20 protein-coding genes are annotated in these 23,144 nt (G+C 46.3%); 16 read left to right on the top strand and 4 right to left on the bottom strand.

Going from position 1 to position 23,144, the window contains the following annotated elements:
• The first annotated feature begins 40 nt into the window (after positions 1 to 40).
• From flgE to flgL, 8 genes are all read left to right on the top strand, one after another.
• Positions 41 to 1,258: a flagellar hook protein FlgE gene (gene flgE / locus AELLOGFF_RS10450; protein WP_159268689.1), complete on the top strand. Its 1,218-nt coding sequence runs from the start codon at positions 41 to 43 to the stop codon at positions 1,256 to 1,258.
• Positions 1,259 to 1,292: 34 nt separating this feature from the next.
• A complete protein-coding gene (locus AELLOGFF_RS10445; protein WP_159268688.1) occupies positions 1,293 to 2,036 on the top strand; it encodes a flagellar basal body rod protein FlgF in 744 nt (247 codons plus the stop codon).
• A gap of 13 nt (positions 2,037 to 2,049) precedes the next feature.
• Complete coding sequence (gene flgG, locus AELLOGFF_RS10440) at positions 2,050 to 2,835, top strand: flagellar basal-body rod protein FlgG (protein WP_159268687.1); 786 nt, start codon at positions 2,050 to 2,052, stop codon at positions 2,833 to 2,835.
• Positions 2,836 to 2,910: 75 nt separating this feature from the next.
• Positions 2,911 to 3,612, top strand: coding sequence for a flagellar basal body L-ring protein FlgH (gene flgH / locus AELLOGFF_RS10435; protein ID WP_159268686.1), 702 nt, complete (start codon positions 2,911 to 2,913; stop codon positions 3,610 to 3,612).
• A gap of 11 nt (positions 3,613 to 3,623) precedes the next feature.
• On the top strand, positions 3,624 to 4,757 hold the full coding sequence (locus tag AELLOGFF_RS10430) for a flagellar basal body P-ring protein FlgI (RefSeq protein ID WP_159268685.1): 1,134 nt from the start codon (positions 3,624 to 3,626) through the stop codon (positions 4,755 to 4,757).
• Positions 4,758 to 4,784: 27 nt separating this feature from the next.
• Complete coding sequence (locus AELLOGFF_RS10425; RefSeq protein ID WP_159268684.1) at positions 4,785 to 5,207, top strand: rod-binding protein; 423 nt, start codon at positions 4,785 to 4,787, stop codon at positions 5,205 to 5,207.
• A gap of 10 nt (positions 5,208 to 5,217) precedes the next feature.
• A complete protein-coding gene (flgK, locus tag AELLOGFF_RS10420; protein WP_159268683.1) occupies positions 5,218 to 7,107 on the top strand; it encodes a flagellar hook-associated protein FlgK in 1,890 nt (629 codons plus the stop codon).
• A 78-nt stretch (positions 7,108 to 7,185) separates the two neighbouring features.
• Positions 7,186 to 8,373, top strand: a complete 1,188-nt coding sequence (gene flgL, locus AELLOGFF_RS10415) for a flagellar hook-associated protein FlgL (RefSeq protein WP_159268682.1) — start codon at positions 7,186 to 7,188, stop codon at positions 8,371 to 8,373.
• Between the two features lie 81 nt (positions 8,374 to 8,454).
• Here flgL and AELLOGFF_RS10410 read toward each other — a convergent pair whose 3' ends face one another.
• Complete coding sequence (locus AELLOGFF_RS10410) at positions 8,455 to 8,925, bottom strand: hypothetical protein (RefSeq protein ID WP_159268681.1); 471 nt, start codon at positions 8,923 to 8,925, stop codon at positions 8,455 to 8,457.
• Positions 8,926 to 9,716: 791 nt separating this feature from the next.
• Between AELLOGFF_RS10410 and glk the strand changes: the two genes are divergently transcribed.
• The 6 genes from glk (at position 9,717) to AELLOGFF_RS10380 (ending at position 17,383) form a co-directional block, all read left to right on the top strand.
• A complete protein-coding gene (glk, locus tag AELLOGFF_RS10405; protein ID WP_159268680.1) occupies positions 9,717 to 10,688 on the top strand; it encodes a glucokinase in 972 nt (323 codons plus the stop codon).
• A gap of 29 nt (positions 10,689 to 10,717) precedes the next feature.
• Complete coding sequence (gene pgi / locus AELLOGFF_RS10400) at positions 10,718 to 12,388, top strand: glucose-6-phosphate isomerase (RefSeq protein WP_159268679.1); 1,671 nt, start codon at positions 10,718 to 10,720, stop codon at positions 12,386 to 12,388.
• A 182-nt stretch (positions 12,389 to 12,570) separates the two neighbouring features.
• Entirely contained in the window at positions 12,571 to 14,382 is a 1,812-nt protein-coding gene (edd, locus tag AELLOGFF_RS10395; protein WP_159268678.1) for a phosphogluconate dehydratase, read from the top strand.
• Positions 14,383 to 14,466: 84 nt separating this feature from the next.
• Complete coding sequence (zwf, locus tag AELLOGFF_RS10390) at positions 14,467 to 15,936, top strand: glucose-6-phosphate dehydrogenase (protein WP_159268677.1); 1,470 nt, start codon at positions 14,467 to 14,469, stop codon at positions 15,934 to 15,936.
• Positions 15,936 to 16,640: a 6-phosphogluconolactonase gene (pgl, locus tag AELLOGFF_RS10385; protein ID WP_159268676.1), complete on the top strand. Its 705-nt coding sequence runs from the start codon at positions 15,936 to 15,938 to the stop codon at positions 16,638 to 16,640. The genes zwf and pgl overlap by 1 nt, the downstream gene beginning before the upstream one ends.
• A 113-nt stretch (positions 16,641 to 16,753) precedes the next feature.
• Positions 16,754 to 17,383, top strand: coding sequence for a bifunctional 4-hydroxy-2-oxoglutarate aldolase/2-dehydro-3-deoxy-phosphogluconate aldolase (locus tag AELLOGFF_RS10380; protein WP_159268675.1), 630 nt, complete (start codon positions 16,754 to 16,756; stop codon positions 17,381 to 17,383).
• Between the two features lie 6 nt (positions 17,384 to 17,389).
• On the opposite strand, the gene AELLOGFF_RS10375 is transcribed toward AELLOGFF_RS10380, so the two are convergent.
• A complete protein-coding gene (locus AELLOGFF_RS10375; RefSeq protein WP_159268674.1) occupies positions 17,390 to 18,283 on the bottom strand; it encodes an SIS domain-containing protein in 894 nt (297 codons plus the stop codon).
• A gap of 231 nt (positions 18,284 to 18,514) precedes the next feature.
• Between AELLOGFF_RS10375 and gap the strand changes: the two genes are divergently transcribed.
• Positions 18,515 to 19,558, top strand: a complete 1,044-nt coding sequence (gene gap / locus AELLOGFF_RS10370; RefSeq protein ID WP_159268673.1) for a type I glyceraldehyde-3-phosphate dehydrogenase — start codon at positions 18,515 to 18,517, stop codon at positions 19,556 to 19,558.
• Positions 19,555 to 21,003, top strand: a complete 1,449-nt coding sequence (gene pyk, locus AELLOGFF_RS10365) for a pyruvate kinase (protein WP_159268672.1) — start codon at positions 19,555 to 19,557, stop codon at positions 21,001 to 21,003. The genes gap and pyk overlap by 4 nt, the downstream gene beginning before the upstream one ends.
• 84 nt (positions 21,004 to 21,087) lie before the next feature.
• Here the strand turns inward: pyk and AELLOGFF_RS10360 are convergent, their stop codons facing one another.
• Both AELLOGFF_RS10360 and AELLOGFF_RS10355 read right to left on the bottom strand, forming a co-directional pair.
• Complete coding sequence (locus tag AELLOGFF_RS10360; protein ID WP_159268671.1) at positions 21,088 to 21,495, bottom strand: methylglyoxal synthase; 408 nt, start codon at positions 21,493 to 21,495, stop codon at positions 21,088 to 21,090.
• 169 nt (positions 21,496 to 21,664) lie between these two features.
• Positions 21,665 to 22,474 carry a polysaccharide lyase family 7 protein gene (locus AELLOGFF_RS10355; protein ID WP_159268670.1) on the bottom strand — a complete coding sequence of 270 codons (810 nt, stop codon included), beginning with the start codon at positions 22,472 to 22,474 and terminating at the stop codon, positions 21,665 to 21,667.
• Between the last annotated feature and the right edge of the window lie 670 nt (positions 22,475 to 23,144).

Below are 23,144 nucleotides of genomic sequence, written 5' to 3'. Positions count from 1 at the left end.
TTAGCCATAAATATTAGTTTTTTGACCAGGAGTAGGCCTTATGAGCTTTCGTATTGCACTGAGTGGATTAAATGCCGCATCGGCACAACTAGATGTTACTGCAAACAACATTGCCAACGTTAATACGACCGGCTTTAAGGGGTCGAGGGCAGCGTTTGCTGACGTTTATGCAACGTCGAATAACGACGTAACAAAAACTACACCGGGTGCGGGTGTGCGTCTGAACACGATTACCCAAGAATTCTCTCAGGGTAATATCGATTTTACCGACAACAATTTAGATCTCGCCATTTCTGGCGAAGGTTTTTTTACCATGAAAGGGTCTAGCGGCGTGACATATAGCCGAGCTGGGGCTTTCAGTGTTGATCGTGATGGTTATGTAGTGAATAACAGCTTAGAGCGTTTACAGGTCTTTCCGCCGTCAGGAGATGGTAGCTTTTCCACAGGTTCTTTAAGTGATTTACAGCTAGAGGTATCTGAAAACGCACCACAAAGTACAGAGCGAGCAGAGATTGGTGTAAATTTACCGGCAGATGCGCCGGAGCCTGCGGTATCACCTTTTGATCCCTCTCTGCCCACCAGTTACAACCATTCAACCTCGATGACAATTTACGATTCTTTGGGGACGCAACACACCGCTACTATGTATTTTGTGAAAGACTCCGCAGCCAATAGCTGGAATCAGCAATTGTATGTTGATGACGCAGCAGTTGGCGGGTTTAACTCCATGAGCTTTAGTAATTCGGGCGAATTACAAGTACCAACTTCTGGCTTAATTACCTATCCCTCGTTTGACCCAGGTACGGGTTCTGAAAATTTAGATCTTAGTTTTGACTTCACCTCGACTACGCAATATGGCCAAGAATTTGGCGTTAATAATTTGCAGCAAGATGGTTATACCACAGGCCGTTTAACCGGTATTGAAGTTGACACATCTGGGGTGGTTTCTGCTCGGTTTACCAATGGCCAATCCAAGGAGTTAGGCAAGGTGGCGATGGCTAATTTTTCTAATCCCAATGGATTGCAGCAGCAGGGTGATACCTCTTGGGCAGAGACTTATGCCTCTGGTAGCCCTCGTGTTGGTGAAGCCGGATCATCAGATTTTGGTTTGCTGCAGTCAGGCGCGTTGGAAAGTTCGAATGTCGACCTGACATCGCAGTTGGTTGAGATGATTACCGCTCAGCGAAACTTTCAAGCCAACACCCAAATGATTTCGACGGCAGATGCCGTAACCCAAGCCATTATCAATATCCGATAGTCATCTTTATTTAGCAGACTAACCGGGAGGGTTTATGGATAAGTTACTTTATGTAGGCATGATGGGGGCTAAAAATACCCAGCAAGCGCAGGCTACAAACGCGAATAATCTCGCGAATGTGAGCACGGCGGGCTTTCGTGGTGACTTTCAAAATTTACTTTCTCTGCAAGTTGACGGGCCGGGTTTGGAAACGCGTTTTAACCCTGTTCTAGAAGGGCAGGTAAGCGATTTTTCAACGGGTGTGGTAACCACTACGGGTCGTGATTTAGATGTTGCGATTCGCGGCGAACAAGGTTGGTTTGCGGTACAGGCTAGTGATGGTAGTGAAGCCTATAGCCGTCGTGGTGATTTTCGGATCAGCGCTGACGGCATGTTATTGAATGGGGCTGGTCAGCCTGTGATGGGCGATGGTGGGCCGGTGGCGATACCTGAGCATCAAAGTTTAATGATTGGCGAAGACGGAACGGTTTCTATTGTGCCATTGGGCCAGGGACCGGAATCCGTGGCAACGGTGGATAGAATTCGTTTAGTGGATGCCGCGCCTGCTGATTTAGAAAAAGGCGAAGATGGTTTGATGCGTATGCGTAATGGCGGCGTAGCAGAAACCTCTTCAGAGATCAGAATCAGTGCCGGCAGCTTAGAGTCGTCAAATGTTAATACGGTCGACGCCATGGTGACAATGATTGCTTTGGCACGACAATTTGAAATGCAAGTTAAGGTCATGAGCGCAGCGGAATCTGTGGCTGAAACCGGCAGCCGTTTGCTGCGTTTGGAATAAGAGGAAGTAAATTATGAATTCATCACTTTGGGTTGCAAAAACCGGACTCGACGCACAACAAACGCGTATGCAGGTTGTGAGTAACAACTTGGCCAACGCTAACACAACGGGGTTTAAGCGTGACCGCGCTTCTTTCGAAGACCTGCTTTATCAGAATATGCGTCAGGTAGGTGGTCAGACCTCACAGCAAACACGGTCACCCAGCGGGATGCACGTAGGCACCGGGGTGAGGGTTGTTTCTACTGAAAAAATCTTCCAACAAGGCACCATGACGCAAACGAATAACTCCTTAGATTTAGCTATTGATGGCAATGGTTTCTTCCAAGTACAAATGCCCGATGGCACCCAAGCCTACACCCGCGATGGATCGTTTCAATTAGATGATCAAGGTCAGATTGTTACTAACACAGGTAATGTAGTTGATCCCGGTATCACCGTTCCTGAAGGCGTGTTGAGTGTCACGGTAGGTTCTGACGGGGTTGTCAGTGCGGTGTTATCTGGCAGTGCTACGCCGGTGCAGTTGGGCAGTTTTCAGATTGCTAACTTTGTAAATGCGTCTGGCTTACAAGCTCGCGGTGAAAATTTGTATATGGAGTCTGCCTCCAGTGGCGCGCCGCAAACGGGAACCCCAGGCTTGAGTGGTTTAGGGACTATTCAGCAGGGTTCATTAGAAGGGTCTAATGTGAATGTCGTTGAAGAGCTGGTGAATATGATCGAAACCCAGCGGGCTTATGAAATGAATTCCAAAGCCATTTCAACTAGCGATCAGATGATGCAATACGTCAATAACAACTTGTAATTTATAAGCGCTTAGAAACTATAAAGCAAAGACAATATGAGTGAAGTTTTACACATCATGCAGGCGGTATAAGGAATGAACATAACAGGATTAAATCTAAATTATATAAAAGCGTTCATTGCGATTGTTATCGTCAGTGTCGTATCCGCCTGTTCTTCTGCGCCAACACGGGATGACTCTGAGGCATACACCTCGGCAGCGCCAGCGGCAGTTAACGATGATGTTAATAATATGGGCTCAATATACCGCTCTGGTTACGGTATGAGTTTGTTTCTTGATCGCCGCGCGCGACAAGTTGGTGACATTATTACGATCACCCTAGAAGAGAAAACCGACGCCTCTAAATCATCAAGTACCGCAACGGGCAAAGAAAGTAATATTTCGGTACCAACAGTGACCTTGTTGGGGCGCGGTGCTACTTATGATGGTGTACCTATTTTATCGACAGGGGTGTCAACAGACCAGGACTTTTCAGGGCAGGGCACCAGCAGCCAAAGCAATAGTTTAACGGGCAGTATCACCGTCACAGTATCGGAAGTTTTGCGCAATGGCAGCTTACGAGTGCGCGGTGAAAAATGGGTGACCATTAACCAAGGCGAAGAATTTATTCGTATTAACGGTATTGTGCGTCCAGAAGATATTGGCGCTGACAACGCGGTGCCATCTTACAAAGTAGCTGATGCCAGAATTACCTATAGCGGTAAAGGTGCATTGGCTGACGCTAATTCAATGGGCTGGTTGGGACGTCTGTTCCAGTCTGTATTGTCGCCCTTTTGAGGATCAATCTGATGTCGATATTTAATTTTACATCCCACACACACCGGATTGCCCTTGCAGTGCTCATTATGTTGAGTGGGTATTTACCATCGGCACAGGCCGAGCGGGTTAAAGATTTAGTTAATGTGGCAGGGGTTCGTGAGAACCAGCTAGTTGGGTATGGTTTGGTGGTGGGTTTGAGTGGCACTGGTGATCAAACCAGCCAAGCACCTTTTACCATTCAAAGTATTCGCAATATGTTGACGGGATTTGGTGTACGCGTGCCTGACAACGTAAATCCACAGTTAAAAAATGTGGCGGCTGTGACCGTACACGCCAGTTTACCGGCTTTTGCAAAACCTGGTCAGACCATTGATGTGACAGTGTCTTCCATTGGTAATGCAGCTAGTTTGCGTGGCGGCAGTTTATTAATGGCGCCAATGATGGGGGCAGATGGTCAAGTATATGCCGTCGCCCAGGGTAGTTTGTTGGTTGGTGGCTTAGGGGTTTCTGGCGCTGATGGTTCACGGGTAACAGTCAATATCCCCAGTGCAGGTCGCATTCCAAATGGTGCCATTGTTGAACGTGCAGCACCTAGCATGATGTCATCTAACGGTGAGATTATGCTTAATTTAAAGAAGTCAGATTTCACCACGGCCCGTCGTTTAGCTGAAGAGATAAATTCCAAATTTGGTGCGGGTACAGCCAGTGCGATGGACTCTGCAACGGTAAAAGTTCAAGGGCCAAGTAACCCTGATCGCAGCGTGACCTTTATTTCTATGCTCGAAAGCTTAGAAATAACCCCGGCAGAGGCGGGTGCGCGAGTCGTCGTTAATTCGCGTACTGGCACCATTGTTATTGGTGGCAATGTCCGAGTCCTTCCTGCGGCGGTTAGTCACGGTTCATTAACTGTCTCGATCTCTGAAGACGTTGAAATTTCACAACCGGGGGCGTTTTCTCGCGGTGGTCAAACAGTGGCGGCTCAACAGTCAGAAATAGAAGTACAGGAAAGCGGTTCACGTATGTTTCTGTTAGATGCGGGTGTGACCTTAGAAGATATCGTGAAAGCCATTAACAATGTGGGCGCTTCGCCAAGTGATTTGGTGGCAATACTAGAGGCTTTAGATCAGGCGGGTGCATTACGTGCTGAGCTGTTGGTCATTTAGGTTCTGGTCATTAAAAGGTGATACGTAATGGACGTTAAGGCATCTTCAAATTATCACGATTTCTCAGGCTTGGCATCGCTGCGTCAAGAGGCCGACAGTACGCCTAGTGAAGCGATAGAACCTGTTGCTAAACAATTTGAAGCCTTGTTTTTACAGATGATGCTCAAGAGCATGCGTGCCGGAGTGCCGGACGGCGGCTTATTTTCAGAGAGTAGTGTAGACATGTACGAAGAGATGTTAGATAGCCAGTTGTCGGTAACACTCTCTGATCAAGGTGGAATTGGTATGGCCGAGTCAATTGTTGATCAGCTTGAAGGTTCTTCAGGGGCGTCGACACAGGACCTCAGCGGTGAAGGGCTGGCGCTGCGTAGCCGTTTGCAGCAGCTGGGTGGCGTTGAGCGTAGTCTTCAAGAATATAGTCTGTCAGCCGATAGTTTGACGGGCAAATAAGGGGTAGTTTATGGGTGATATGTTAGGTAATGCTTTGTCCGGCTTGGTGTCTTACCAGCGCGCATTAGCAACGACCAGTCATAATATTGCCAATGCGGATACCGAAGGTTATAGCCGCCAGACAGTGGACTTTTCTACACGCGTTCCTCAGCAAAGTGGCGACCTTACCATTGGATCTGGTGTTAAAGTTTCTTCTATCAGTCGGGTATACAACAGCTTTACGGTTGATCAGTTACGTAATGCACAGGCGTCGTCGGCGCAGGCAGACAGTTATTATCAGTTAACGGGGCAAATTGATAACAGCTTGGCAGACACCGAGTTAGGTCTCAGCGCATCGCTGTCACGTTTTTACGATAGCTTGCAAGATGTAGCAGATAGCCCATCGTCTATTTCTGCACGACAGTTAATGTTAGCGGAAGCGCAGGCCTTGGGTGAGCGTTTTTCAGATATGTCCTCACAATTGGATACCCTGAATAGTGAGGTCAACACGCGTATATCCGCTTCGGTGAGTGATATAAACGATCTCAGTGCACAAATTGCTGATATTAATAGCATGATTAGTAAAACACAGGGGCAATTTAGCACTGGGGCTAACGATTTACTTGATCAACGCGATCAGGCGCTACTGTCATTGAATGAGCTTATAGGGACCACTTCAGTAGAGCAAAGTGATGGCACTGTGAGTGTGTTTGTGGGAAGCGGTCAAGCACTCGTTTTGGGTGAACGCGCGATGTCCATGAAGACAGTAAGCAATGAATTTGAGCCTGGCCGTGTTGAAATTGCTATGGATTTGGGGGGGAGCGACGCGGTTATCAGTGACAGCTTAAGTGGCGGCAGTCTTGGTGGAACTCTCAGTTTCAGAGATGGCGTGCTTAATGATACCCGCAATGAATTGGGCAGAATCACTGTTGCAATTGCAGACACCTTGAATGAGCTTAATCGCTCAGGAATGGATTTAAATGGCGAGCAGGGTGGCGACATTTTTTCTATCCCTGCGCCGGAAGTGTATCGTAGTAAAAATAATACTAGTGGCGCTGAATTCACTGCTCAAATAACTGACGTATCGTCATTAACAGGGGACAACACGGTTATTCGTTTAGACAGTGCTGGCTGGCGGTTTTTTGATGAGGCCAGTGGCGCCGAGTTGACGAATGTAACGGGCAGTGGCAGCACAGCGGATCCGTTTGTTATTGATGGTGTGTCGGTGAGCTTAAGCTCGCCTGCGGCTCAGGGAGATCAGTTTTTACTTCGCTCTACCCAAGAAGCCGCGGGTAGTTTAACGGTAGTGATGACGGATCCAGCGGGTATTGCAGCCGCCGCCGCAACACGAAGTTCTGCCGACTTAAATAATATTGGCTCGGCAGAAATATCTGAGACCGATGTGGTTGATAGCAGCAATCCCAATGTCCTAGATAGTGTCGATATACAATTTTTATCGGCCAATAGTTATCAAGTAAATGGTACAGGTACTTATAGTTATACCTCAGGTTCACAAATTACCATTAATGGTAATGCTGTGACGATAACCGGTGTTCCAGAAGCGGGAGATAGCTTTAGTATCGGCGCAAATACCAACGCCTCGGGAGATAACCGCAACCTCTTGAAAATGGCAGAGGCTGAGAGTGAAAAAGTCCTTAATGGTGGCAGTGCAAGTATTCAAGACACAGTAAATGGCCTCGTTGGCGATGTTGCTGTGGCCACCCGCAGTGCCCAAATCAATCAGCAATCACAGCAAAACCTACTTGCTCAAACCCAGGCAGATCAACAATCTGTATCGGGCGTCAATTTGGACGAAGAAGCTGCCAATTTATTAAGATTTCAGCAGGCGTACCAAGCTGCCGCGCAGGCGGCAAGTATTGCAAATAGTATGTTTCAGTCCTTAATTGGGGCGTTTAATTAATTATCGAGTCAATGGGTTATGTTTGCTGCTGCATTGTTATGGCAGTTAAATTAGCTGTAAGACATAGAGAATAGTGAAATGAGAATTTCGAGTAGTCAAATGTACAGTGTTACAAGCATGCTCAATCAGCAGGCTAAGTTGGCAGAAACGCAGCTGCAATTGTCTACTGGTAGCCGTATTCTTAGCCCCTCAGACGACCCCGTTGGTGCAGTGCGCAGTCTTGAGTTAAATCGTGCTCAAGATCAAACCGAGCAGTATTTGCGCAATGCCGATTTGTTGGATAGCCGCCTTCGGCTTGAAGAGAGCGTTGTTGATAGTAGTATCGATGTTGTTCAGCGCATCCATGAACTTACCATCCAAGCTAATAATGACTCCCAAAGTAATGAAACGCGACAGAGTATTGCCACAGAATTACGTCAACAGTTAGATAACTTATTGAGCCTTGCTAATACCAACGACAGTGATGGGCGCTTTATTTTTTCCGGATATCAAGAAGAGACTACACCCTTTACCAAAACAGAAAATGGCTATGTGTATAACGGTGATGATGGTCAGCGTGAACTGCAGATTGGCCCTTCTCGTCGCATGGCAGATGGTGATTCTGGTTCCGAAGTTTTCATGAATATTAAAAATGGCAATGGTCAATTTTTGGCAAGTGCATCTTCAGCTAACACTGGATCAGGTGTTATCGACGCCGGCAACGTCACTGACATACAAGCCTATGATCGAGATTCAGTGACGATCCGTTTTAGTACAGGCAGTCAGTACGACATCCTCGATGAAAGTGGCGCGGTGATTGATAGCGGTGCTTACCTGAGTGGCGGTGATATTACTGTTGGCGGCATGACGGTAAGCATAGATGGGGATCCAGCAAGTGGTGATGAGTTTTCTCTCGCCCCTTCACAGCGGCAAGATTTGTTCTCGATGGTAGAAAATTTAGCGACATCCCTAGAAACTCCAAGAACCAACACTGGTGAGCGTTCAGCACTGCATAATGAAATCAATACGGCGCTCTCTGGTTTCGATCAGGCATTAGATCACCTCATAGAAACCCAGTCAGATATTGGCGCGAGAATGTCGTCCCTAGAGCGTCAAATTGATATTAATGAAGGTGCAAGTTTACAGATTTCAGAAAACCTCAGCGTAGTGAACGACCTTGATTACGCCGAAGCAATTTCAAGGTTTAGCCAACAACAAACTGCGTTACAAGCTGCACAACAAGCCTTCGCAAAGACTCAGGGATTGTCTTTGTTTAATTATTTGTAGAGGTTTTCAAGATTACTGATTATTAGAGGGAATGTATGAGAATTTCGACTTAAGTACACTATGTCATTTGTTGATTTTTGGTCATGTGTTCGCAATATCTTCTAACTCTCCGATGGCATCTTGCAGCCTTTTTCTCAGATTCAAGAACGTTCCTTCCTCAATAGTGGCTATATCCAGATTAGTTTGATCTAGCCTCGCCCTGATGGTGCGCATATTGATTTTGTAGTGATGAAAAAAAGTAACAGTTTTCTCGATTTGCTGGGCATCGGAGAATAAATGAATATTGCTAGTAAATAGGTCGTACAGGAAATTCCCAACATTTAATTCACAATAATTAGTTTCATTGAATATTGCAGAGTTTCCCTTTTTCTCTACCTGGTTCTCTAAGTCCTTTAGAATCATCTTCAAGTGATTGGCACAAAGTTTCGCTAAGTTTTTTCGGTGCGTCGATTGTTTCTTTATCGTAGAAGACTCTTGGAGCCGCGCACCGACAGTGACGCCTAATAAAGACCCTAGGATTCCGACTATGGCTATAAGTATTTCTGAACCCACAGTTGTCACCTATATTATGTGCATAGTAGTTAATTAAAAGGATTCAAACCTGATATTAATTTCGTTTCTGTTTAAAGAAGGGGAATCAATAGAAAATTCAAAATTATTAGGAGTTTCAATACGGGAGTCGCAATTTAAGCGCCACGGTTATATGACGAATATTCCTTAATTCTGCCCCAAAATCCATTTCATTGATCATATACCGACGCCGATATAAATCAATCACTTAGCAAGTCACCAGCTTAATTAAGTATCTGCACGCTGTTGTTTATTGCTTAGTTTGGTGGATTTACTCGCCAAGAGTTCTCATATAAAGCCTGTGGAGGAGGCTTAGTCGAAATAGGCTTCAGCGTGATGTTGTAACTAAGGTCTGTTTTTATGTCTTTGCAGCTTGTTTGTCATCGCTTTGTGTAATTAAATTACATTTGGTGTAGAGTTCGCTCCGGTGTTGAGGCTTATTATTACAAAAATAGTGTTCAGTCACCGTAATGGATTAGGCTGTATAGCAATAATGTAGGTGGTGATATCCCTCATTAGGAGTGATGGCCTGAATCACATGATCATTATGTTGATGATCTCTTTGAATGTGCCGATTAACTACTTTGCCGTGACATTAAATCGATTAAATACCCTGAGGCACTAAAAATTCAGCACATTTTGATATAGCTTGGTCCGATGGTTGCTTTTAATGCTTACTTTAAGTTGGTGTATCTGTGTTATATCGTGAGGGTTAAGGTGTTTGGTATTGTGTTGAAACCGTGGGAACCGCGTTTTAGCAAGGAGACGTTGCCATGAGTGGTGCTATAACACTCTGCAGTGGTAGTGTTGTTGCAGATATTGGCGGTACAAATGCCCGCTTTGCCTATGTAGGGCATGGGGGTGATGTTCTGCAGGGAATTCAATGCTTTTCATGCCGTGACTTTGGTTTTCTTGTGGACGCTATTCAGGCGTATTTGGCTTATGGTTATTTACAGGAAGTAACGCAGATTTGTTTGGCGGTAGCGGGCCCTGTTGATCGTGATCCCATTGATTTGCCCAATAGTCATTGGCAGGTTAGTCGCCAAGTACTAGAGGCTGAGCTGGGCATTTCGGTAAAAATCATCAACGATTTTAGTGCTCAAGTACTCAGCATTGGCAGTATGTCTAGTACAGAGTTGGACTGGATTGGCGATGTTCGCCCTGATCCTAGCTCATCTGGTGTTATTGCCGTATTGGGGCCGGGGACGGGCTTGGGGGTGTCGGCAATGCTGGCGAGCGGTGAGATTGTTCCGTCTGAGGCCGGCCATGTCAGTTTTGCGCCACAAAACCAGCATGAACTTGCACTACTGGAGCAGCTTTGGCAACGTTATGAAAGGGTGTCTGTAGAGCGGCTGTTATCAGGTATGGGATTGGCTAATTTATATTGGGCTAATTGCCGGCTGGTGGGGCAGGACAATGAATTGTCGCCACAGGGCGTGAGCGAAGGTGCTATTGCCGGTGATGAGGTGTGTTTAAAGGCGATCAGGGATTTTTCCGCAATTTTGGGTGCGGTGGCCGGCGATGTTGCATTGATGATGGGCGCGAATAGCGGCGTTTATTTATCAGGGGGTATTTTACCGTTGATAAAAGACCTCATTGATGGTGACTTACTTCGCCAGTGTTTTAATTACAAAGGGCGTTTTACAGAGGTATGTCGCCGTATCCCTGTGGCTATTGTTATGGGAGAACATCCGGGGCTGAGGGGCTGTGTACAAGCGCTGCGACTGCCACGGGATGTGAATTAGTTTTATTTTTAAAGGAAGAAAATATCGTTATGTCAGATTCTTTATCAAACATGTCTTTTCTGCCTCTGCTCAAACAAGATTATGAGCGTTTGCAGTTTACCCACATGCGCGATTTGTTTTCGCAGGATGCTGAGCGCGTAGAGCGCTATTCGCTATCGGTGGCGGATCTATTTCTTGATTATTCTAAAAACCGAATTGATGACGACGCCTTGGCGCATCTTTTTGATTTAGCGCAGACTTCAGGGTTGGAGCAGGCCAGAGAGGCTATGTTTACCGGAAGCGCTATTAACAATACGGAAGGGCGGCCTGTTTTACATACGGCTTTGCGATACACCGGGCCAGATGCGGTAATGGTTGATGGCGTTGATGTGATGCCGGCAATCAGAGAACAGCGTCAGCGGGTTGCTGATTGCGCAGAGGCTATTCGCAGTGGCGAATGGCGAGGCATGACCGGCGAAAAGATTTGCGACGTTGTAAATATTGGCATTGGTGGTTCTGACCTAGGGCCGGCGATGGTGACGCAATCGCTGGCACCCTATGGGCGTACGGGACCAAAGCTGCATTTTGTTTCTAATGTCGATCCTGTGCTAATTGGCGATATTCTTGCCGATTTAAATCCCGCGACCACCTTATTTATTATTGCCTCTAAAACCTTTACAACCCAAGAAACCTTAGCAAACGCGGCGATGGCAAAAACCTGGCTGATGTCGGGACTGGGTTTATCCGAACAGGATGATGGCTGGCAGCAGCACATGCTTGCGGCCACGGCGCGCCCAGAGACGGCGAAGGCCAGCGGCTATCGCGACGAACAGATATTCAGCTTTTGGGACTGGGTTGGCGGACGCTATTCCCTGTGGTCTGCGGTGGGGCTGCCGATTGCTATATCAATTGGCTCAGAAGCGTTTTCTGAACTGTTGGCGGGTGCAGAAGAAATGGACGATCATTTCCGTTCTGCGCCGCTAAAAGACAATATGCCGGTGATACTTGCGGTGCTTGGAATTTGGTATCGCCAGTTTTTTGCCTCACAAAGTCATGCGGTACTACCATATAGTCAGCGTTTGGCGCGCTTACCTGCCTATTTACAGCAGCTAGATATGGAGAGTAACGGTAAGACGGTGCAAAAAGATGGCTCGCCTTCGGCGTGGCTGACGGGCCCGGTTATTTGGGGTGAGCCGGGAACCAACGGCCAGCATGCCTTCTACCAGTTAATACATCAGGGGAACGATATTATTCCCTGTGATTTTATTGTCTCTACGACGCATGAGGCGCCGGAGCATGCGCAGCAACATCAAATTCTGATGGCCAATGCCGTCGCTCAGGCCGAGGCTCTAATGTGTGGTAAGTCTGAGCAAGAGCTTAAAGTGGAGTTGGCTGATTCGTCGCTGTCACCGGAGCAGCTCGAATTATTGATTGCCCACAAGACCATGCCAGGTAATCGGCCGAGTAATTGTTTATTGGTTCCTGAGTTAAGCCCGAAGGTGCTCGGCAGTATCATTGCGCTTTATGAGCATAAGGTGTTTTGTCAGGGGGTTATTTGGGGGCTTAATTCTTTTGATCAATGGGGGGTTGAGCTTGGCAAACAGTTGGCGTCGCGGATATTGAATGAAATCAACGCGGAAACCCCGTTGGATGCGGCATGTCACGATCCCTCAACCCAAGCTTTATTAGCACGCTTACTACAGCTGCGCGGCAATGGTTGAGGTGCGGCTTTTAGAAGAGAAGGGAGGCCCTCGTGATTGAGGGCGTCTACTTAATGCATCTATGTAATTAAATTACTTTATTTTTGTTTTTGTGTGTTGGTGTCTGCTATTATGTAATTAAGTTAAAATAAAGCGTCATAATGATGTGCCAATGAGATTCTGGTCCAGTGAGGGTAAACAACGTGCTTAATGAAGTTATTAGTAAGGTTACTCAGGCTGTAATCGAGCGCAGTACCGTTAGCCGGCAAGCTTATTTAGATAAGATTCGTCGTGCGCATCGACCTGGCGTGTCTCGGGGACACTTATCATGCGGTAATTTAGCGCATGGTTTTGCAGCATCTGATGCGCATGATAAGTCGGCACTGGCTATTGATCGCGCAGCAAATTTTGCCATTGTGTCGTCTTATAACGACATGCTGTCAGCCCATCAGCCTTTTCAAGATTACCCTACGCAAATAAAAGAAGCTGCGCGGGAGCTTGGTGCCGTAGCCCAATTTGCTGGCGGTGTACCGGCAATGTGTGACGGTGTCACACAGGGTCGCGAGGGCATGGAGTTGTCGCTTTTTAGTCGAGATAACATTGCGATGGCAACAGGTGTTGCGTTATCCCACGATATGTTTGACGGCGTTTTCTGTCTTGGTGTTTGCGACAAAATTGTACCGGGCTTGGCGATAGGCGCCTTGGCTTTTGGGCATTTACCTTGCGTATTTGTGCCTGCAGGGCCGATGGAGTCGGGTCTACCAAACGCCGAGAAAAGTCGGATTAGGCAGCTCTATGCTGAGGGCAAAGTGGGGCGTAAAGAGTTGCTCAAAGCAGAGAGCGAGTCATACCACAGTGCTGGAACCTGTACATTTTATGGCACTGCTAACAGCAACCAAATGCTGATGGAAATAATGGGTATGCAGCTACCGGGAAGCTCCTTTGTCAATCCCGGCACCGCAATGCGTAAAGCCATGACGCGGGCGGCAGTCGCAAAGCTTAATCAATTATCACCCCTTTCCCCAGACTATATGCCATTGGGTGAAATGATCGATGAAAAAAGTATTGTGAACGGCATTATTGGCTTGTTAGCCACTGGCGGTTCGACTAATCACACCATCCATTTGGTCGCTATCGCAAGAGCTGCTGGAGTAATTATTAATTGGCAGGACATGGCTGAACTGTCTGAGGTGGTGCCCTTACTTAGTCGCATCTACCCCAATGGCCTTGCTGATGTGAATCATTTTCAAGCTGCTGGCGGCATGCCCTTATTAATTAAAGAGCTGTTGGATAATGGCTTGCTTCACAACGATGTTGCCACGATTGCAGGCGAAGGTGGTATGCGCCGTTACTGTGATGAGCCTTTTATTACTGAGAGTGGCGAGCTGGAATGGTTAGCAGGGCCAAGCACGAGCTTGGATGAAAATATTATTGCTAGCTGCCAAAAACCATTCAGCAAAGAAGGTGGTTTACGGTTGTTGCAGGGTAATCTGGGTCGCTCTGTGATTAAGGTGTCTGCTGTTAAAGAAGAATACCGTGTGCTGCAGGCACCGGCAGTGATATTTAACGATCAAGACGAAATTAAAGTACGTTTTGATGCCGGTGATCTTGATCGTGATTTTATCGCCGTGGTTCGTTTTCAGGGGCCGAAAGCAAATGGAATGCCTGAGTTACATAAATTAACGCCGATACTTGGTGTGTTACAAGACCGTGGATACAAGGTTGCTTTAGTCACTGATGGCCGTATGTCTGGCGCATCGGGCAAAGTCCCTGCGGCAATCCATTTGACGCCGGAGGCCTTGGACGGTGGTCCCATCGCGCGTTTGCGAGATGGAGATATGATTGAATTTGATGCTGAGCGCAGTGTATTACGCTTCTTAGATGATTCGGTATTAGAGCGTGACGCGGCGCAATACGCGGGTGGTCACGCTGAAGGTATGGGACGAGAATTGTTTTCTTGTTTCAGGGCTTCAGTCAGTAATGCGGAAAGTGGTGCCTCGGTAATCGACATGTAATGGCCTTGGGCATGCTCCTGGCGTCAGTTGCTGCTAAGTTCAGCGGCGGAGGGAGATGAGTATTGAACGTAATTAGGAATCGGTATGAGTGAGCCCTTTGATATAGTTATTTTTGGTGGTGCAGGAGACCTTGCTTATCGCAAGATTATTCCCGCGCTATATCGCAGCTATTGCGAGGATAAATTACCTGCCAGCTCTAGAGTCATAGCTTGCTGTCGAAATGAAGATGAGCAGTTATCGTATCTCAGCCATGTTGATGAAGCGTTGCAGGAACATCTTGCAGAGGGTGAGTATCATTCTGATCACGCGATGATTTTTGCCGAGCACGTTCACCCCGTTGTTCTGGATATTGCCGAATCGGGCGAGCGTTGGCAGTCAATGGCGGATTTATTAAATACCTACAGTCAGCGTGTTCGGGTGTATTACCTCGCCATTCCTCCCGCTATTTTTGGTGTCTGTTGTCAGCATTTATCTCAGTACAATTTGGTGGATGAGCACAGCCGTGTAGTTGTTGAAAAACCCCTCGGTTATAACGCCGCCACTGCGAATGCAATTAACGAAGAAATTGCCCGCTATTTTGATGAGTCTGCCATTTATCGAATTGACCATTATCTTGGCAAAGAGACGGTTCAAAATTTAATGGCATTGCGTTTTACCAATGTTATTTTTGAACAGCTGTGGGATGCAAAATCTATTGATCATGTGCAGATTAGTATTTCTGAAACCGTTGGTTTAGAAGGTCGAGCAGGGTTTTACAATGAAGCCGGTGCCTTGCGTGACATGGTCCAAAATCACTTGCTGCAGTTATTATGTTTGGTGGCGATGGAGTCACCTCATAAAATGAATGCCAGCAGTATTCGGGCAGAGAAAGTCAAAGTATTAGAGTCCTTGCGGCCAATGAGTGGCGAAGAGGTAAAGCGTCATACCGTCAGAGGTCAATACGTTGCTGGTAATCACAAAGGTAAGCTTGTTCCCGGCTATTTAGAAGAGTTGGATCAAGCCCATAGCAGCACCGAAACCTTTGTTGCTTTACGGGCTTATATTGATAATTGGCGCTGGGCGAGAGTGCCGTTTTATTTGCGTACAGGCAAGCGCATGAAGCACCGATGCGCTGAAATTGTTATCCAATACAAAGAGGTTTCTCACCGTGTGTATGGCGGTGATACGGGCGCGTTGGCACCTAATCGTTTGGTCATTCGTCTGCAGCCCGAAGAAAGTATTCAGCTTACATTGATGGCAAAAGACCTTGATACTTTGGATATGCGCCTACAGCCAGCCAACCTTAATTTGAACTTCTCTGATACGTATAAGCACTTTAAAAGTGATGCTTATAAACGCTTAATTTTGGATGCCGTGTCAGCAAATTCTAGCTTGTTTATTCACCGCGACGAAGTGGCTCATGCATGGGCATGGATAGACCCGATTATTGATGCTTGGCAAAACGCTGCTCAGGAACCTCACCTCTATCGAGCGGGGACTTGGGGGCCGGTAGAGTCAGATGAACTGCTTGCCGAGGATGGTTTTACCTGGTTTAACGCGGGAGAACAGCGTTAATGGCGGCGACTGAATTTTTTTATACCAACCGGCCGGAGATGGTGGCGGCCTTAGTGGAAGAGATTGCAGGGCTTCTCAATGAGGCGATTGCGGCGAGAGGTCAGGCTAGTTTCCTCGTTTCTGGCGGCAGTAGTCCGCAAGCAGTTTACGACGCCTTAGCCGAACGGCAGCTTGATTGGTCTAAAGTTATTGTGGCCCTTGTTGATGAGCGGTGGGTGCCTTCAGATCACTCTGCTAGTAATGAGGACTTTATTAGCCGACATCTCCTGCGTGGTCCTGCGGCAGACGCGACGTTTTTAACCATGAAAACGGACGCGTTAAATGCGGCCGAGGGACTGACTGAATGTGAAGCACGTTATGCGGCTTTACCTAGTCATGCCGATGTGTGTTTGTTAGGTATGGGAGGAGATGGTCATACCGCCTCACTATTCCCTCACGCCGAAGGTTTAGCGGCAGCCATGGCGCAGGACAGCGAGATGCGCTGCGCCGTGATTGAGGCAAAGCCTAGTGAGGTGACAGGCTCACACACTGAGCGGATGACGTTGACTCGCCGTTATATAGCTGCTGCTCGTAAACGTCTGCTATTAATTGCGGGGACTGAAAAACAAGAGGTCTATCACCTCGCTAAAGCGTGTGAGGACAGCAACGCCATGCCTGTTAGTGCGGTGTTAGCAACAGAGATTGATGTGTATTGGGCGCCGTGATTTTAGTATTAAGTTAGTTGCTGGCCTCTTATAAATGGACGAATTAGTAACTCTGTGGAGTGTTGTCATTGCTGGCTGCTCCTAATATCAACATAAAAATTTGGAAAAGTAGAATGAAAAACTTAGATGAAATAATGACAATGTGTCCCGTTATTCCGGTAATTGTAATTGACCATGCGGAAGACGCTGTGCCTTTGGCGACTGCGCTTTATAACGGCGGTCTTAAAGTCTTGGAGGTAACGCTGCGTACCGAGTTTGGTTTGGGGGCAATCAGCGCAATTAGTAAAGCCTTGCCTGATGCGGTTGTTGGTGCTGGCACTGTTATTACGCCTGAAGATGTGCGCAAAGCAAAGGCGGCGGGTGCTGAGTTTTTAGTTAGTCCTGGTTGTACCTTGTCTTTGCTTAAGGCTGCCCAAGAAGAGCAAATTCCTTTGCTGCCAGGTGTTAATAGCCCTAGCGAGGCGATGTTATTGCTTGAGCACGGCCAGCGTCACTTAAAATTCTTCCCCGCTGAGGCGGCTGGTGGTGTGCCGATGTTGAAATCGATACTTGGTCCTTTACCGCAGTTGCTTTTTTGCCCTACAGGCGGTGTTAACCCCGGTAATGCAGCAGAGTATTTAAGTTTGCCCAGTGTTGCCTGCGTGGGCGGTACTTGGATGTTGGATAAGGCTGCTATTGCCGCAGGCGATTGGGCCGAAATTGAGCGCTTGTCTCGCTTGGCTGCGGGTTTGGCGACCAGCTAAGCCAGCTTAATTGTGTTGTGAGGGAGGCTGATCTGTTTCGGCCTCTATGTCAGTGTTTAGCTCAAGTTTGGTACCGTCAAGACTGTGTTTCACTTTCTTTAATTGCGCTTCAATTTCCGGTCCTTGAGCTAGGGCTAGGGCGGTTGAGATGATATCAATGATGGTTAGAATGATAATTCGCGTCGTCATTGGCACATAAATCGTCGTGTCTTCGAGTTCGTTACCTGATGTAATAGTGATGTCAGATAATGCCGCAAGTGGCGATTCGGGGGTGGTGATTGCTATTAGCGTTGCGCCACTTTGTTTTGCCAGTTCCGCGATCTCTATCATCGCCGTGGTGCGGCCAGTAACGGAAAACGCTAAAAAACAGTCTTGTGTGCTAGCTCCTGCTGCTGCCATGCGCATCATTAAATGGTCGTCATAAGCAACTGTTGGAATTCCCAAACGAAACAGTTTGTGCTGCGCGTCTTGCGCTATGGCGGCGGCGCCACCCATGCCGGCAATGATAATCTGCCTTGCTTGTCCCATTGCTTGTACAGCGGCATCCACGGCGCTAGCGTCTAGGTGACTGCGAAGATACTCAAGTGCTGCTTGATTTGCGTTGATGCGTTTTTCAATGACGGTATGCGCTGGGTCCCCTTTAAAGACTGACTCACTGATAAAACTGGCACGGTGGGCCAGGGCCTTAGCAAGCTGTACTTTAAATTCAGGAAAGCTATTACAGCCTAAGCTGCGGCAAAATCGAGACACCATTGGGTCACTTACACCGGCTCGGCGAGCGAGTTCAGCAGTTGGCATATTGATCATGTCATCAGGTGCGGCCAGTATTTCATCTGCAACTTTAGCCTCAGCTTTACTGAGTTGATCACGTTGTATTTTGACGAGATGCAGAATATTCATGAATTGTGTTCCGATCTTGGCGGAGTGTAACCGCAAATTAGAATAAGTTAAGCAGCGCACATTACCCGAATTCTTAATGTTTTCAATAAGCTGGTGCTTGATAGGGTAAATATAAACAACACTAGCACTATACTTTGTGTAATTTAATTACATTACGGTGTTTTAACCTGCTTTTCAAAGTGTTATCTTGTAATTAAATAACGCTATCGAAAGTGACAGGGGGTAATGGCTATGAAAATTCGTGCTGCAATCAATGGGTATGGCCGTATCGGTCGTAATATTCTCCGAGCGTTGTATGAGTCATCTTATAACGACACCATCGAGCTGGTGGCGATTAACGATCTGGCTGACAACGCCATGAACGCGCATTTAACACGCTATGATTCAGTTCATGGCCGTTTTAATGGGACGGTTGAAACAGAAGACGATGCGCTTATCGTAAACGGCGATAAAATTCGTACCTTCGCGGAAAGAAACCCAGCTGACTTACCTTGGAAAGCATTAGCTGTGGATGTTGTTTTTGAGTGCACAGGCTTGTTTACCTCCCGCGAAAAAGCGGCGGCTCATTTAGCCGCAGGTGCAACTAAAGTTATTGTATCGGCACCAGGTAGTGGAGTAGATGCGACGGTTGTATTTGGTGTTAATGAAAATGTTTTAAATGCAGATAGTAAAATTATTTCGAATGCCTCATGTACAACCAATTGTTTAGCACCGCTGGCAAAAGTGTTAAATGATGGTATTGGCATCGAGCAGGGTTCGATGACGACTATTCATGCCTTTACCAATGATCAAAACTTACACGACGTTTATCACAGTGATGTCTATCGTGCGCGAGCAGCTGGGCAATCTATGATTCCGTCAAAAACCGGTGCGGCTTCGGCTGTGGGACTTGTGCTACCAGAATTGGCCGGTAAACTAGATGGCATGGCAGTTCGGGTTCCCACTATTAATGTGTCACTGGTTGATTTTAACTTTATAGCAAGCCGAGAAACCTCAATAGAAGAGGTGAACAACCTTATTCAGACTGCTGCAAATGGCGCAATGTCTGGCATTTTGGTCTATAACGAAGAGCCTTTGGTATCCATTGATTTTAATCATCAGTCTGCGTCGTCAATTTTTGATGCTGCGCAAACTAAGGTTAATGGCCGGATGGTAAAAGTTATGGCTTGGTACGATAATGAATGGGGTTTTTCAAACCGGATGTTAGATAATTGTAAAGCGCTTATGGCTGTCGCTAAACCAGCTAAAAACGACCAAGGAAGTCACGCAGCATGATTCGACGCACAAAAATAGTTGCAACCTTAGGGCCTGCTACAGATGGCGAAGGTGTACTAGAAAAGCTTGTTCTTGCGGGTGCTAATGTTGTGCGCTTAAATTTTTCGCATGGGTGTGCAGACGATCATCGCCGTCGCGCCGAAGAGGTGCGGGCAATTGCTAAAAAGCACCGCCGGAGTGTCGCTGTACTCGGTGATTTACAGGGACCAAAAGTTAGAATATCGCGGTTTTCTAATGGCCCAGTTGAATTAGAAAATGGCCAAATATTCGCATTGGATGCCAGCCTACCGAGTGATGGCGGTGATGCTGAGGCGGTTGGCTTGGATTACACCAGCTTGCCGGAAGAAGTCTCGGTCGGTGATAGGTTATTACTTGATGATGGTCGGCTTGTTCTTGAAGTAGAAAACAAGATTGGGACGAGAATTGTGACGCGCGTTATTGTTGGCGGTAAGCTGTCTAACAATAAGGGGATTAATCTTGAAGGTGGTGGCTTGGCTGCAAGTGCCTTAACTGAAAAGGATTTTAGTGATATCCGCCTCGCTGCTGATATTGATGTGGACTATCTTGCTGTTTCCTTTGTTCGCAGCCCTGACGACCTTAATCGTGCGCGTAAGGCATTGACAGATGCGGGTGGCAATGCCGGCATAGTGAGTAAAATTGAACGCGCGGAAGCGGTTCAGGACCATGATTTGCTCGACGATATTATTCGTGCCTCAGACGTAGTGATGGTTGCACGAGGTGATCTTGGCGTAGAGATTGGTGATGCGGCATTAATTGGTGTTCAAAAGCATCTGATCAACCGAAGCCGAGCTTTACAAAAAGTGGTTATCACTGCCACTCAAATGATGGAGAGTATGGTTGATAGTCCCTTGCCAACTCGTGCTGAAGTTTTTGATGTAGCCAATGCGGTGCTCGATGGAACAGATGCGGTCATGTTATCTGGCGAGACAGCGGCGGGGCGTTTTCCCGTTGAAGCGGTTGCGGCAATGGATCGTGTGATTTTGGGTGCAGAAAAACATCCAGATGCAAGAATGTCATCGCATAGGCTTAATGAAAACTTTGTTGCTGCCGATGAGTCAATTGCCATGGCGGCAATGTATGTAGCAAATCATATGCAGGGTGTGTCGGCTATTATTAGTTTGACTGAAACCGGTAATACACCACTATTAATGAGCCGTATTTGTTCCGATACGCCAGTGTTTGCCTTTACACCAAATGAAAAAACAGAAAGCCGTGTTGCCCTGTATCGAAATGTGATGCCGGTGAGTTATCAGGTGGCAGAGGTGCCAGCAGATAAGATGAATGAAAATGTCGTTGCTGAACTTCAGCGTCGCGGCTTAGTTAACGAGGGTGATTGGGTGATTCTTTCAAAGGGCGATTACAATAACGTCCACGGTGGAACCAACACGCTTAAAATAGTTACTGTCGGTGGCTGCCTAGGCTAAAAGCTGAGGTTTAGCTCAATCCCTTTATCGCGCTTTATGCGCGATTTTTTTTGCCTGTAAACTGGCTTCCTTTCCCGAATCTATTCATATATTAGGGATGTCGCGTTTGTATGTACCTTCAAAGAATAAGGGCGAGGTGATTAGCATGTCGGCCGTTGCGGTATTGCACGCAACAGGAAGATTCCAGACTGAACAAAGTCGAAGAAGTGCTTTTACATCAGGGTCGTGGGGGGCTGGATTAAGTGGGTCCCAAAAGAAAACTAAACAATCCAATCTACCTTCTGCAATGAGGGCGCCAATTTGTTGGTCGCCACCAAGTGGGCCACTTTTGAAGCAGGTGATGGGGAGGTTTAATGCTTTATGTAGCAAACCGCCAGTAGTTCCAGTTGCAACAAGTGCATGTTTTTCTAGCTCAAGTTTGTGCTCAGTTGCCCAGTGAATCAGCTCAGGCTTTTTGTGGTCGTGAGCAACTAATGCGAGAGTCTTTTTCATGTATGGCCTCATTAGTTTTTATGTTTAAAGAGAAAATAATATTCATAATATCATTAGTTTTTGTAATTTATGATAATAAAAATGAGTTAATAACATTGTTAATAGAAAAAATTAAGATGATTGTCTGAATACCTTAGCCACGATTAATAATGCACTATTGCTAGTAGTATTAACTGCGGTGACTTATGTGTAAATTACTAAAGTGAACTTCAAAATTTCCGCCGCTGTATTTATCAGCTTGGACATAATTTCCGGCTTTGAAATAAAACACATGATTTCGCCAGTCTCCGCTCATACCCTGAGAGCCAAAGGTAACGGATTTGCTAACTGTTGCTTCATCGCCAGTGACAGAAATTGTTAAGGTGTTGTTCTCAAGGGTAATGAGATAACGCCATTCTTTACTTCCTGGTATCAGGCCCATGTCGATACTGAAAGGATTTCCATGTGATGGGTCGGTATTAATGATTGCTCTGAGAGCGGCGCTGGGGCCATCCCATTGTAATTTAAGTAAGGCTTTTTCGGAATTTTTGGCGTGAATTTGTCCAACGACCGTTTGTGGATCTTCAGCGTAATAGTCTACGACTTTTAGTGTGGCTGAAAGTGAATGGCTACCGTTTGATGACCAGTTTGCGGTGCTATCATCTCCGCAAGGCTGCCAATTGTAGAGTTCTCGTAACTCACTACGAACATATTTTGACGATATCGTAGAGGCCCCACCAATAAGCGGAACTTTGAATATCATTGCTCCCTTAGACGAGGAGTAAAAGTAGTTTTTATCTTGGTAACCACTATCCAGAGGCTGACCTAAATAGTGTGAGGTGTTGCAATTTTCTCCTGGTAAAATTTCCGCGGCGGACTGGTCATCGCTACCGAAGTAATAATTTTTACTCACGGGTAGCGTAATTTTCCATTGTTTTAGATCAAAATTTTCAGATGGAGGGGTTGAGGCCTCTTTACTCGTGGGCGTGTTTTTTTGCATTTGTGCTATATCTTGGGGCTGTGTCCAGGCCTTGCATGGAATTAGTGCGTATGTTGCTAGGGCCATTTGTATCACTATTAACTTGCGCATGATTCTCCAAATATTTGTGTTGTTTTTCAGAGTATAAAATATCAATCAATGACTTTTTTATTACGTATTACGGGCTTTCTCGTTAAATGGTGATGCTGATCGTTTATTACTTAAAGGATGCTAACGAGAGCGTGATACCTAATTTGGTGAGATTTAATCATGCTCATCGCCTTTATTTTTCTAACGTGTAGCTTAATTGCATATTTCCTTCGGTGAGCTGGGTGTGCCTGATCTGATGCTATTAGCTTATATTGTTAGTGAAGGGGGTGAAGTCTGTAAATATATAAATAACTCGCTTCGATTGTGGTTTTACGTTTTTGAACTACATTGATAGTAGTGACGTTTAAGATGCTGGAATGCTTGCTTAATGTTCTTAGTGCTTAATGTTTTTAATGTTTTGGTCTGATCAATTTTTATTGTGCACGGAATTGGGGCTTTTTTGTAATCTTTAGTTACTCAGGTTTAAATATGAAACTTAGAAAGATTTTAATGGGGTTTCTGTGAGTTTGAGTTCTGGAGTGCGTTTCTAATTTTCCTAAGTCTATGTAATTTCAGTATTTTTTATAAAAACATAAAACAA

Source organism: Zhongshania aliphaticivorans, from assembly GCF_902705875.1.
In the GTDB taxonomy this organism is placed as follows: Bacteria; Pseudomonadota; Gammaproteobacteria; order Pseudomonadales; family Spongiibacteraceae; genus Spongiibacter; species Spongiibacter aliphaticivorans_A.
The sequence above is the reverse complement of the archived record's forward strand: the minus strand, read 5'-3'. Positions and strand labels throughout refer to the sequence as shown.